At 47.5% G+C, this 12,707-nt stretch carries 9 protein-coding genes and 1 pseudogene; 3 read left to right on the top strand and 7 right to left on the bottom strand.

The window, feature by feature from the left end:
- Window positions 1-192 precede the first annotated feature (192 nt).
- Window positions 193-1,131, top strand: a complete 939-nt coding sequence (locus DC20_RS11785) for a Ppx/GppA phosphatase family protein (RefSeq protein WP_062544009.1) — start codon at window positions 193-195, stop codon at window positions 1,129-1,131.
- 518 nt (window positions 1,132-1,649) lie between these two features.
- Here DC20_RS11785 and DC20_RS11780 read toward each other — a convergent pair.
- Entirely contained in the window at window positions 1,650-4,007 is a 2,358-nt protein-coding gene (locus DC20_RS11780) for a tetratricopeptide repeat protein (RefSeq protein WP_062544008.1), read from the bottom strand.
- A 267-nt stretch (window positions 4,008-4,274) separates the two neighbouring features.
- Between DC20_RS11780 and DC20_RS11775 the strand changes: the two are divergent.
- Window positions 4,275-5,096, top strand: a pseudogene (locus tag DC20_RS11775) (metallopeptidase TldD-related protein); the annotation flags it as partial.
- Window positions 5,097-5,536: 440 nt separating this feature from the next.
- Window positions 5,537-7,396, top strand: coding sequence for a molecular chaperone DnaK (dnaK, locus tag DC20_RS11770; protein WP_062544007.1), 1,860 nt, complete (start codon window positions 5,537-5,539; stop codon window positions 7,394-7,396).
- 114 nt (window positions 7,397-7,510) lie between these two features.
- On the opposite strand, the gene DC20_RS11765 is transcribed toward dnaK, so the two are convergent.
- From DC20_RS11765 to rpsD, 6 genes are all read right to left on the bottom strand, one after another.
- Complete coding sequence (locus DC20_RS11765) at window positions 7,511-7,816, bottom strand: FtsB family cell division protein (protein WP_062545929.1); 306 nt, start codon at window positions 7,814-7,816, stop codon at window positions 7,511-7,513.
- Between the two features lie 165 nt (window positions 7,817-7,981).
- Window positions 7,982-9,259: a phosphopyruvate hydratase gene (gene eno / locus DC20_RS11760; protein WP_062544006.1), complete on the bottom strand. Its 1,278-nt coding sequence runs from the start codon at window positions 9,257-9,259 to the stop codon at window positions 7,982-7,984.
- Between the two features lie 15 nt (window positions 9,260-9,274).
- The gene (carA, locus tag DC20_RS11755) at window positions 9,275-10,387 is read right to left on the bottom strand and encodes a glutamine-hydrolyzing carbamoyl-phosphate synthase small subunit (protein ID WP_062544005.1); all 1,113 of its coding nucleotides are present in this window, start codon (window positions 10,385-10,387) and stop codon (window positions 9,275-9,277) included.
- 78 nt (window positions 10,388-10,465) lie between these two features.
- Window positions 10,466-10,999, bottom strand: a complete 534-nt coding sequence (gene rplQ, locus DC20_RS11750; RefSeq protein ID WP_062544004.1) for a 50S ribosomal protein L17 — start codon at window positions 10,997-10,999, stop codon at window positions 10,466-10,468.
- Between the two features lie 68 nt (window positions 11,000-11,067).
- The gene (locus tag DC20_RS11745) at window positions 11,068-12,057 is read right to left on the bottom strand and encodes a DNA-directed RNA polymerase subunit alpha (RefSeq protein WP_062544003.1); all 990 of its coding nucleotides are present in this window, start codon (window positions 12,055-12,057) and stop codon (window positions 11,068-11,070) included.
- Between the two features lie 37 nt (window positions 12,058-12,094).
- A complete protein-coding gene (rpsD, locus tag DC20_RS11740; RefSeq protein WP_062544002.1) occupies window positions 12,095-12,700 on the bottom strand; it encodes a 30S ribosomal protein S4 in 606 nt (201 codons plus the stop codon).
- Window positions 12,701-12,707 lie beyond the last annotated feature (7 nt).

Raw genomic sequence — 12,707 nt, 5'->3', positions numbered from 1 at the left:
CAACAACTCCGTTTCCCCTTGAAGTCCTTTTTAGCCTCCTTTTCAGAAAACAGGCTAAAAAGGACTTTCTTTGTTCTTAGAGAGATTCACGCCAGAACTTTCTATTTAGTCGTATTTCTTTTGTGCACCAGAAAGAACATCGACCTTACTTAGAACAGAGCTCTCCGTATTCTTTACTTTTAATTTGTACTTATGCCTAGCAGATACGCCCTCATAGATCTTGGAACCAACACCTTCCACTTACTTATTGTTGAACTAGACGCCGGTGGCGTGCAGCAGACACTGTATAAAACCAAAGTGCCGGTAAAGCTTGGGCAAGGTGGCATCAACAAAGGAGAAATCACCCCAGAGGCCCGTGAACGTGGGTTGAACACGCTCACGGAGTTTAGGGAAATCATGAACCAGCACCAGGTAGAGGTGGTAAAAGCCACCGCTACCAGCGCCCTCCGCAACGCCAGCAACGGCCTTGAGGTAATTCAAGCCATTAAAGAGCAAACCGGTATTGACGTGGAAGTCATCTCGGGTGCCCGGGAGGCTGAACTGATTTTCAAAGGTGTGCAACTCGCCATGGAAATCGGACCGAAACCTGTGCTGGTCATGGACATTGGCGGAGGCAGTGTGGAGTTCATCATTGGCACCGAAAAAGGGGTTCTTTGGAAAAAGAGCTTTGAGATTGGGGCACAACGTCTGCTGGATAAATTCTACCAGGATCAGGAACAGGCTATTTCACCTGAGCAGGTAAAAGCCTTACGCCATTACCTGCAAGACCATCTCCAGAAACTTACGGCAGCGGTGCTACAGCACCAACCCGAGGTGCTGGTTGGCTCCTCCGGCACCTTTGACACCCTCGTTGACATGGACTTGGCTGCCCGAAACATCACTCGTGATCCTAATGGCTCCCCCGACATGAGTTTGGAACTGACTACTTTCCAAAAGCAATACAAAGAGCTTCTGCAAAAGAACCGCACCAAACGCTTGGCTATTCCTGGCATGTTAGAGATGCGGGTAGATATGATTGTAGTTGCGTGTGTCGCTATTGCCTGGACGTTGGAGAAGTTTAATCTGGAGAAGATACGGGTGTCGGCGTATGCGTTGAAGGAGGGGATGTTAGCGGAGTTGTTGCAGGAATAGCTTTTGCTTGGTAAGTTGTTTTTTTTGGGAATGCAGTTTGCTGTTGTTGGCGTAACGGGCAGTTAATGCGAGGCCCTTATGCTGAACTGTTTCATCTTAGGCGAAAAGCGCTCACGGCCGCGAGGCCCCGTCTTCCCCTCTCGCACTGCCCTTTCGGCCTGAGATGCTTGTCTCTTTTAGCTTCTGCTTTTCTAGGGCCAAAAGCGAGGCGCTCGATGGAAAGACTGGAATAGGGGAAAGTAGCAAAAACCTTTTTTACTTAATCTTCTCACTTCTCTCTGCATGGTTCAAGTCTGTGACTTGGACCTACTATGATCTGAAGTTTGCAACTTCAGTGGAGCGACAGCTCCAAACATGACAATGAGTGAAGCATTTAAATCAGCCTAAGCAAATAACTTTCTAAGACGAAGGGAAATTCACACCTGCATACTTCATTGAATAAGATTCTTACACCCTCTTAAAGCGAAATCCCTCCCCTAGTGCAGGAGAGGGGCTTTGCTATAAGAGGCACCACCAGATTAGGTCAGTTTCTTGAATTGTTTCTGATATGCCTTATTCAGCTTTTTCAAATCTTTAGAACCACCGGTGTACATGTTGGCCAGTTGCTTGTAGTCTGCTTTAGGATTAGCTTGAGCATCTACGGTGGCTAGTTGCTCACCAATCTGTTCCTGCAGTTGGTTCAGATTGTATTTGGTGTAGTTTTTGAAAACCAGCCGTTTTACTAAATCTATTGCTCCGGTGGCATCTCCGGTCGTGGCGGCATATTTGGCTACTTCAGCGATAAAGGCTTTGTTCTCATGGTCCAGCGCAAAAGCAAGCAAAGACTCGTGGCCTAAACCGAAACGTCCTACCTCAGCGGCTTCAAAGTGCTGGACTGCTTCTACGTACACCTTTACGGCGCTGCCCATGTTGTTCTGGCTTATGAAGGCATTGGTTTTCTGCAGCAACTCTTGGTAATGGGCGGGAGCATCAATACGGGTCAATTCTACCTCGGCGGTAGCCGAGGAGATAGCGCAACCGCCGTTGCCTTTCGAGGAGGCCAGCGCTTTGTCTAACTCAGCCGCGGCTTGGGCAAATTTGCGCTCACTGCTGAGCTGCAGGGCTTGCTGGTAGTGCTGGTCATACTCTGCCTGGGCGTTGGCGCACTCCTGGGAGAAAATGCCTTGGCTCAAAGTTCTGAACTTTCCATCTAATTCTTTATCGTTCACCAGGCCGTACCGGATTTGCAGGTTGGTTACTTCTGCCGCCGAAGACCGGGCTTGAGGCAGTTTATTTGCGTTGGCTTGCAACTGACCTTCGGCAATCTTCTCCATGATGACGGGCCGGGCTGCCTGGCGGAGTAGTTGATCGGCATCGGACTGAGGAGCCAAGCCGAAGTCACTGGCCAGGTTTTTCCCTTTATCAAACGCCTGCAAGGCGGCATTGTACTGCTTTTGCTGCAGGGCTTTGCGTCCGTCGGCCATTAGGCCTTGGTAGACTTGCTGCTGCACATCGCGCAGCAGAGAAGTGGCGGCGGCGTCTGAGTCAATGGCAGTTTTGTTGTTGCGAGCGTACTTCTGGGCTTCTTTGGCAAGCTTTTCGGCCTGAGCTAGGTTCTTTTGGTGTAGGGCTTGCTTGCCATCTTGTAGGAGGTTGTCGTAGATACCGTTTTTGGCGAAGGCGATTCCTTCCTCCCACAAATCAGGCCGGCATTTTAGGCTGGAGATGCCCCGGCAGAAATCGCGGGCTTCTTCAAACTGCTGCAGGGCCTGGCTGTATTTACCCTGGTTGTTGAAGCTCTCGCCGTTGTGCACGTACTCGTTCTGGATATCCAGCGCCAGCTCCTGCCCAAACCGGTAAGTCTCTGGGTCTACCTGCATACGGTTCAGCAGATCACGGGTGCGTTGCCCGGCTTCTTTCAGAAAACCGGCCTTAAAATCAAGCCGAGCTATTTGTAAATGCGCGGGCGCGAAGGCCGGGTTGGCCTTCAGGGAGCGTTCAAAAAATTCGCGGCCACCCCCGGCATTTCCGTTCATGGCCAGCTCCAATCCCCGGTTGTAATAAATCTCAGGCAAGCGCGCCCACATCTGGTCTAAGGCCACACGGCGCTCCTTGAAAGCATAGTTCAGGTCTTTCACCCGGCGGCGCAGTTGCACCGGGTCACGTCGGTTCAGCTCCAATTCCCGGTCCAATCGGTTGTCGTACAAGTGGTCCAATTCCCGTTCCAGGTCTGTCAGGCGGGTCATCTGTAGCTCCAGGCGGTCAAGGTCATTCGGGTTGATGGTTTGCAGCTCACGCGTCAGTTGCGCCAACCGGGCATCGGCGGCATAATAGCGGTTGATCAGGGAAAGGCGGGTCTGCAAAGCAGTTTGGTTTTCGCCTGAGAAACCGAGCTTTCTCTCCACCACCCGTAGTTTAAAGCCGGTGAAGGCTGACGTATCTTTCACCGAGGTCTGTACCAGAAAAGTAGCCACGTCATATTTGATGGCTTTGCCTGACACATCAAAAACCTGCAACACTTTGTCCTCTTTCCCCAGCAACTCTACTTTGGCATGTACCACAGAAGGCGTCAAGGCATCGGCTACGTCAAAGTCCTGGAAGAACACCTGCTCCCGCACCTGCACGTTCTTGATGGAGGCGGCCAGCAGTAATTGATCTCCGTCACGGGTTATTTTTTCCTGCAACTCAAACTGCACCGGTAACACCAGTTTTCCAGATCTATGGTGGTTGTCCCGCCCTAACTCCTGCACCAGTCTGCTAAGCTCTGGGTTAGTAAAACTGGAGATGGCAATAGTTTCCAGCCTGCTTTGGTCATACAAAACCTTGGACTGGGCGCTGGCCTTTCCACACAACAAGAGCAGCGAAACCAACAGAAGCGAAAGTAGGTGTGCTTTCATAATATTAGAATTTCCTGATATTCAGCTAAAGGCAAAATCCATTCCAGAAAATTGGTTGGAGGAGGTATTTATCTTCAAGATGCAGTAGCTACTTGATGGGTTGCCTTCTACAGTAATTTCTTTTAGCTGCAAGGTGTTTTTAAGGCTGATTTGGTGAAACAAGGCCTAAAGCTCCCATAGAGGACAGCTCTACGATAGGTGTCCCCTATGTCGAAAAACAACCTCCTGTTCCAGCTTGAACATAACCCCAGGTTCCTTGCTCAAAGAGATTTTTTGCTCACCGTGCGCACACCTGTCGGCACCGGCTCTGGCTACTTGTCAAGAGACTTCAATGATGTTTCTAAACTAGATACTGCCACCGTCTCCAATATTGCGGTAAATAAAGCCACTGGGTCTATGAACGCCAAAGCTTTGGAGCCTGGCAAGTACACCGTGATTCTGGAACCTGCTGCGGTAGCCGTGATGCTGGAGAACCTGTTCTTCGGGATGGATGCCCGCTCCGCAGATGAGGGCCGAAGCTTCCTGAGCAAACCCGGCGGCGGAAACAAGGTAGGTCAGAAATTGGTTGATGAGCGGGTGACCATCTACTCAGACCCTACCCATCCGGAACTGCCCACTTCTCCCTGGGCGGGCGACGGCCAGGCCCTGAACAAAGTGACATGGATTGACAAAGGCGTGGTGAAGCAGATACCTACGTCCAGGTATTGGGCACAGCAGAAGAAAACCAACCCGCTGCCTTTCCCTAACTCGGCTATCATGCAGGGCGGTACCCAAAGCTTAGATGACCTCATCAAAGGCACGCAGAAAGGTATTCTGGTGACGCGCCTATGGTACATCAGGTCCGTAGACCCGCAAACGCTCCTGCTCACCGGCCTCACCTGGGACGGAACCTTCTACATTGAGAACGGCAGAATCAAGCATACTGTCAAGAATTTCCGCTTCAATGAAAGCCCTATTATCATGCTGAACAATCTGGAAGCCATGGGAAAAAGCGAGCGAACCGTCAGCGGAGAGTCCAACAACAACTACCTGCTGCCTCCCCTCAAAATTCGTGACTTCACCTTCAGTAGTTTGTCTGACGCTGTGTAAGTAACTTCTACAGCATCTCCCTTTTACATCCGTTAAGAGCCTGCTTTCAGAAGAACAGGCTCTAAACGGATTTGCGCGAGCCTCCGACTCGTGTCCAAACGCATAACTAAAAATTGATAGCTGGATGAAGCAATCTGTTAAAATGGAATCAGGAATACGTGCGGACACGAGCCGGAGGCTCGCGCCAGCGAAGAATACTTTATCAAAGCGATGATTACCTTCAGCGGAATAATTCTGAGACCAATCTCAGTATTATTACTCCCCTTTATTCAGTTTTAGGCTCACTTTCTAAAAATCAGCCTAAAAACGCATTACCTGAACTCCAGAAATGGCTTCAATCTTTCTCTACCTATCCCGCAGGAAACCGTAAACCCTAAACAGCCTATTTCTTCGTACTTTTGCGGAAGAGCGCGGCGACGCGCGGCACTAAACCTGACAGCATGGCTAAAATAGCGATAAATCTTACCACAGCTTCTATCCAAAAGGAAGAGGTGATTGTGGGTATTGACCTGGGCACCACCAATAGTCTGGTAGCGTACATGCACCCTGAGGACCATGTTCCCATTGCCATCAATGACCAAGGATTTGGAACCATTGTCCCATCAGTGATACACTTCTCCCAAAACGGAGAGGTTTTGGTGGGCGATGCCGCCAAGGAGCACTTAATCACAGATCCCGCCAACACCATCTACTCCGTGAAGCGGTTACTGGGCAAGTCTTACCAGGATTTGGGCGAACACAAAGAAGCCTACGGGTATAAGATCATAGATGATAACTCAGAAGGGTTGGTGAAGATCAGGGTGCAGGATAAGTTCTACTCTCCTATTGAGTTATCGGCTGAGATTCTGAAGGAACTTCGCGCCCGCGCCGAGCATGCCCTGAAAACACCGGTGAACCGCGCCGTGATTACCGTTCCTGCCTACTTTAACGACTCTCAGCGCCAAGCTACCCGTGATGCCGGTAAACTGGCTGGTTTGGAAGTATTGCGCATTGTGAACGAGCCCACAGCGGCTTCTCTGGCATATGGCATTGGGTTGGACCAAACTGAGGAGCGCACCATTGCTGTGTATGACTTAGGGGGCGGAACCTTTGATATTTCCATTCTGCGCATCCACCAAGGCATCTTTGAGGTTTTATCCACCAATGGGGACACATATTTGGGTGGTGATGACCTGGACCGCGAAATCATTACTTACTGGAGCCTGCAAAATCGTTTACTTGCTGATCTGGCTACTCAAGATGCAAACGCCGCCCAAGCCCTTCGCCTGAAAGCCGAGGAGGCAAAGAAGATGCTAAGTAGCCAGGACAAATTCAAATCTGACCTGAACGGCATTGAGCTGAAACTGGACCGCCACACTTTTGAGACCCTGATCACGCCTATTGTAGACCGTACCATGGCGTCCTGCCAGATGGCGCTGAAAGACGCCGGCATGCAGCCCGAGCAGATTGACACGGTAATCATGGTAGGTGGTTCAACCCGCGTACCTTTGGTGTACCAGACCGTGTCTGATTTCTTCGGGAAGCCTGCCAACAACTCGCTGAATCCTGATGAAGTAGTGGCCCTTGGTGCCGCCATCCAAGCCGATGTGCTGGCCGGCAATCGCAAAGACATCCTGTTGCTAGATGTGACTCCGCTTACCTTAGGCATTGAAACCATGGGCGGCTTAATGGATTCCATCATTCCGCGTAACTCCAAAATACCTACCAAAGCAGGTAGGCAGTACACCACTTCGGTGGACGGCCAAGTAAACATGAAAATCTCAGTGTACCAGGGCGAGCGCGATGTGGTGAAAGAAAACCGTAAACTGGCAGAGTTCGACCTGAAAGGAATTCCAGCTATGCCTGCCGGTTTCCCGAAGGTCGACGTGAACTTCATCCTGAACGCCGATGGTATCTTGAAAGTAGAGGCCATTGAACTGCGGTCTGGCGTGCGGCAGGAAGTGGAAGTGAAGCCACAGTACGGCCTTACCGATGAGCAGGTGGAGCAAATGCTGATGGACTCCATCACTCACGCCCGCGAAGATGTTTCTACCCGCATGGTCATTGAGGCCCGTACCACCGCTGAGCAGATGATTTACCAGGTAGAGCGTTTCCTGGAGAAGAATGGCGAGCATTTAACACAGGAAGAGATTGACCTTACCCGTCAGAATGTGCAGCATTTAAAAGATGTACTGCCTTCCGGAGACAAAGACACTATCCTGAAAGCTGTAGATGTGCTGGAAGAGCAGACCAGTCCCTTTGCAGAGCGCGTGATGCAGATTTCCATCAAAAAAGCAATGACAGGTAAAAAAATTGAATAGATTCATTTTAGGGCTGTTCAGATAAAACAGTTCTAAAACAGATATCCCATAAAAGCAGAACGCGCAGCTCCTTGAAAGGGCTGCGCGTTCTGCTTTTATGGGAAGGATAGAAGTTTATTTCTCTTCTTCGTCCTTCACTACAATAAGGTAAAGCTCTTCGGTAGGTTTCTTCATAAGGTATTTCTCACGGGCAAACTTCTCCAAAAGTTCTGGGTTACTCATCAGTTCCTTACGGTCTTTCTGTACTTCGGCAATCTTCTCCAAGTAATAATCACGCTCCTCTTCCAAAATGGTCAGTTTGCGGCTGGTCTGGAATTGGGTGATGAAGTCATTAGAGTCAAAGAAGAACATCCAGGCCATAAAGGCTAGCCCAGTCATGAAATAGAAGTTCCGGAAGAATTTAGGTACGCGTGCTAACATGGTAAAATAAAAATGGCGGCAAGTGCTGTCTTGCCGCCATGAATGTACAAAGTTTCCAGAAGGTATCTGCACAAGAAGCTAATCAAATCTTCAAATTCATTTTTAGTCCTGTTTTGTATAAAACAAACCTAAAATGAACTCATGCTTTGAAGGTTCTTGGACAAATTACATGTTCCGTCCTGGGAAGTAAGCTACCTCACCCAGTTCTTCCTCAATACGAAGTAACTGGTTGTACTTGGCCATCCGGTCTGAACGGGAAGCTGAACCAGTTTTGATTTGACCGGTGTTCAAAGCCACGGCTAAGTCAGCAATGGTGTTGTCTTCGGTCTCACCTGAACGGTGGCTCATGATGCTCTTATAACCGTTTCTACGGCCCAAGTTGATGGCATCAATAGTTTCAGTTAGCGTACCAATCTGGTTTACCTTGATCAGGATAGCGTTAGCTGTTTTCTGGTCAATGCCTTGCTGCAGACGAGTCACGTTGGTTACAAACAGGTCATCGCCTACCAATTGTGTTGTGTTACCGATAGAATCGGTTAATGCTTTCCAGCCAGTCCAGTCGTCTTCGTCCATACCATCTTCAATGGAGATGATAGGGTATCTTTTTGACCAATCAGTCCAGTAGCTTACCATCTCAGAAGAGGTCAGTTTATCACCGGTAGATTTTTTGAAGTGGTAGTGACCGGTAGAAGCATCGTAGAACTCAGAAGCCGCCGCATCCATAGCAATCATGAAGTCTTCGCCTGGACGGTAGCCTGCAGCCTCAATGGCCTGCAATACTACTTCAATGGCTTCCTGGTTAGAACCAATGTTTGGAGCGAAACCACCCTCGTCGCCTACGTTGGTAGACATGCCTTTTTTCTTCAGAACGGTTTTCAGGTGGTGGAATACCTCAGTACCCCAACGAAGCGCTTCAGAGAAAGTAGGCGCACCCACTGGCATTACCATGAACTCCTGGAAGTCGATAGAATTATCGGCGTGGCTACCTCCGTTTAGGATGTTCATCATAGGTACCGGTAACGTGTTGGCATTAACCCCACCTACGTAACGGTACAGAGACTGACCTGCTTCTTTGGCGGCAGCTTTGGCGGCAGCCAAAGAAACACCTAAGATCGCGTTGGCACCCAACTTCGCTTTGTTAGGCGTGCCATCAATCTCAATCATGATTTTATCAAGCAGACTCTGCTCAAATACATTGAAGCCTACCAGTTCATCAGCAATGATAGTGTTCACATTCTGTACTGCTTGCAGCACACCTTTGCCCATGAACATGTTTTTGTCATCATCACGTAGCTCTACTGCTTCGTGTTTACCAGTAGAGGCGCCGGATGGAACGGCCGCACGGCCAACAATCCCATTAGAGGTGATAACATCTACTTCAACCGTAGGATTGCCGCGGGAGTCAAAAATCTGGCGGGCTTTGATGTCTTCAATTAAGCTCATATAGTTCTATTTTGATTAGGAATTCTTTTCTTTCTCCAGCATTTCCACAAAGAGGTCAAACAGGTACTCAGAATCATGAGGTCCCGGGGAAGACTCAGGGTGGTACTGCACAGAGAAGGCTGGTTTGTTTTTAATTCTAATACCTTCTACGGTATTATCATTCAGGTTAATGTGCGTAATCTCTACATTAGGGTTATTTCTCACCGCATCAGCATCAACTGCAAAACCATGATTCTGCGAAGTGATTTCGCTTTTACCTGTGATCAGGTTCTTCACCGGATGGTTAAGACCACGGTGGCCGTTGTGCATTTTGTAGGTAGGGATGCCATTTGCCTGCGCTAAAATCTGGTGTCCCATACAAATACCAAACATAGGTTTCTCTATAGCCAGAATTTGCTCTACGCTCTTTACCGCCTCAAACGTTACAGCAGGATCACCAGGGCCGTTAGAGATAAAGTACCCATCTGGACCCCATTCTTCCATTTCCTCAAAGGTAGTACCATAAGGGAATACCCGGCACTCGCATCCTCTGCTGGTAAGGTTATTCAAAATATTGCGCTTCACCCCAAGGTCAAGAACCGCTACTTTGAATCTAGTTTCAGTAACAGGAAGGTCATACTGCTCAAGGGTAGTCACTTTAGAAGAAAGCTCTAAACCAGCCATAGAAGGAACCTCCTTGAGTTTCTCCTTCAAGTCATCTATGTCAGTTGAATCAGAAGAAATGATAGCATTCATAACTCCTTTGTCTCTAACATATCTAACCAGTTCACGGGTATCAATTTCACAGATACCTACAATGCCTGCTTTCTCGAAGTACTCCTGTAAAGACCCTTCAGCAGTCTTTCTGGAAAAATGATGCGAAAACTCTTTACACACCAACCCTTTGATCTGGATATTCCCAGATTCAACTTCCTCCGGCTGCACACCATAATTACCCACGTGTGAAACAGTAGTAATTACAATCTGACCATAATAGGAAGGATCAGTGAAAATCTCCTGATACCCGGTCATACCCGTGTTAAAGCAGACCTCTCCGCCGGTGGTTCCTATTCTACCGAGACTTTTCCCCCGGAATACAGTGCCGTCTTCCAGCACCAATACTGCATCAGTTGTTGTGTGAAGCTTCATTTGAATTAGATATGTGGCAAAAATAAAAAAGGGATACGAGTAATCTCGTATCCCTTTTCATTAATTATTACATTCTTATTATTCAGCAGTTGGAGTTTCAGCTGAATCAGTAGCTGCAGTAGCTGCAGTACCTTCAGAAGTAGAAGTTGAAGCATCAGTAGTAGTCTGTGCATCATCTTTTTTCTTACCTGAAGAACGACGTCTGGTTTTAGCTTTACCAGCAGTAGCAGTTCCAGTTGTGGTCAGCATATCCTCATTGTAGTCAACAAGTTCAATGATACACATCTCTGCGTTGTCACCTAAACGAGTTCCTGTTTTAAGAATACGAGTGTAACCACCCGGACGATTAGCAATTTTAGAAGCAACGCCGTCAAACAACTCTTTTACCGCCTCTTTGCTTTGCAAGTAAGCAAAAACTGTACGACGAGAGTGTGTTGTATCGTTTTTACCTTTAGTCAACAAAGGCTCAGCATATTTACGAAGAGCTTTCGCTTTCGCAACAGTAGTAACTAAGCGCTTGTGAAGAATAAGGGAGGCAGCCATGTTAGAAAGCATAGCGGCACGATGGGCAGCAGTCCTACCTAAGTGATTTATTTTTTTACCGTGTCTCATTATTTTGATTGTGCACGTGCATACCGTCGATCAACCTTTACGGGATCGGGAATTATGCCGTAGGATTACTAATCTTCTTCTAATTTGTATTTGGCGATATCCATGCCAAAGGTAAGACCTTTCTCTTGCACCAAGTTCTCTAACTCTGTCAATGATTTCTTTCCAAAGTTACGGAATTTCATCATATCAGAAAGATCAAGTTGCACCAGATCACCCAAGGTTCTGATATCAGCTGCTTTCAAGCAGTTGTAAGCGCGTACAGATAAATCCATATCGTGCAGAGGAGTCTTAAGAACTTTTCTCATGTGCAGCATTTCTTCATCAACAGCTTCTTCCTCTTCAGGCTTCACTGTCTCAAAAGTCATGGTGTTGTCAGAGAATAGCATGAAGTGCTGAATCAAAATATTGGCAGCACCTTTTAAGGCATCTTCTGGGTGGATAGATCCATCAGTAGTAATTTCAAGCAAAAGACGCTCATAGTCAGTCTTCTGTTCAACCCGCGTGTTTTCAACGCTATATTTCACATTCTTTACAGGAGTGAAGATAGCATCAATTGCGATTTGACCGAAAACCTGATCTGCCGGTCTGTTTTCCTCAGCAGGAACGTATCCTCTACCCTTTTGAATAGTTAATTCTATTTCAAAAGAAGATTCAGGATCAAGGTGGCAAATTACCAGATCAGGGTTTAACACCTGAAAAGAACCAGAGAACTTGTTGATGTCACCGGCTGTAAAGGTATCTTGCTTGCTGATGCTAACGGTGATTTTATCATCAACCAAGTCACCAATTTTCTTGAACCGAACCATTTTCAGGTTCAGGATAATTTCAGAGACATCTTCAACCACACCTTCAATGGTAGAGAACTCATGGAGCACACTAGGAACACGGATGCTAGAGATGGCATATCCCTCCAGTGAGGAGAGAAGAATTCTTCTCAGCGCATTCCCAATGGTAACACCATAGCCCTTTTCTAGCGGCTTAAATTCAAATTGCCCATTAAAGTCATCGGATTTCTCCATCACGACTTTCTCTGGCATTTGAAAGGCTAATATTGACATGATTGCTGGTTTAAGGTTGACACTAAATTAGAAGGTATTACTTAGAGTAAAGCTCGACAATCAGCTGCTCCTGAATTTTCTCAGGGATCTGATCACGCTGTGGATTAGAGATGAACTTACCAGCTAACTGGCTACCATCCCACTCCAACCAAGTGAATGCACGAGCGTTACGGCCAGCCAGGCTGGTAGTAATGGCTTCTAATGATTTTGATTTTTCGCGAACACTAACAACGTCACCGGGACGCAGGGTGTAAGAAGCGATGTTTACCACATGACCATTTACCTGGATGTGGTTGTGGTTTACTAATTGTCTTGCACCACGTCTTGTAGGAGCAATGCCTAAACGGTAAACAGTGTTGTCTAATCTTGCCTCAAGTAAAGCAAGTAAGTTCTCACCAGTAATACCTGTTTTACGGGCTGCTTTGTCAAATAAATTAGCAAACTGCTTTTCTAAAACACCATAGATGTATTTAGCTTTTTGCTTCTCCATTAACTGGATAGCATATTCAGATTGCTTCTTTCTCCGACCACGACCATGCATACCTGGACCATAGGCTTTTTTAGCTAAAGCTTTACTGGGTCCAAAAATAGGTTCGTTATATCTTCTAGAGATTTTACTCTTAGGGCCTGTGTATCTTGCCATTTCTAAT

This window comes from Rufibacter tibetensis, from assembly GCF_001310085.1.
GTDB classification, from domain to species: Bacteria; Bacteroidota; Bacteroidia; order Cytophagales; family Hymenobacteraceae; genus Nibribacter; species Nibribacter tibetensis.
The sequence above is the reverse complement of the archived record's forward strand: the minus strand, read 5'-3'. Positions and strand labels throughout refer to the sequence as shown.

What these genes read in the sequence shown, in the direction of transcription:
- dnaK (WP_062544007.1), top strand. Translation starts at nt 5,537, where the DNA reads ATGGCTAAAATAGCGATAAATCTTACCACAGCTTCTATCCAAAAGGAA.
- DC20_RS11745 (WP_062544003.1), bottom strand. Translation starts at nt 12,057, where the DNA reads ATGTCAATATTAGCCTTTCAAATGCCAGAGAAAGTCGTGATGGAGAAA.
- eno (WP_062544006.1), bottom strand. Translation starts at nt 9,259, where the DNA reads ATGAGCTTAATTGAAGACATCAAAGCCCGCCAGATTTTTGACTCCCGC.
- DC20_RS11785 (WP_062544009.1), top strand. Translation starts at nt 193, where the DNA reads ATGCCTAGCAGATACGCCCTCATAGATCTTGGAACCAACACCTTCCAC.
- rpsD (WP_062544002.1), bottom strand. Translation starts at nt 12,700, where the DNA reads ATGGCAAGATACACAGGCCCTAAGAGTAAAATCTCTAGAAGATATAAC.
- rplQ (WP_062544004.1), bottom strand. Translation starts at nt 10,999, where the DNA reads ATGAGACACGGTAAAAAAATAAATCACTTAGGTAGGACTGCTGCCCAT.
- DC20_RS11780 (WP_062544008.1), bottom strand. Translation starts at nt 4,007, where the DNA reads ATGAAAGCACACCTACTTTCGCTTCTGTTGGTTTCGCTGCTCTTGTTG.
- DC20_RS11765 (WP_062545929.1), bottom strand. Translation starts at nt 7,816, where the DNA reads ATGTTAGCACGCGTACCTAAATTCTTCCGGAACTTCTATTTCATGACT.
- carA (WP_062544005.1), bottom strand. Translation starts at nt 10,387, where the DNA reads ATGAAGCTTCACACAACAACTGATGCAGTATTGGTGCTGGAAGACGGC.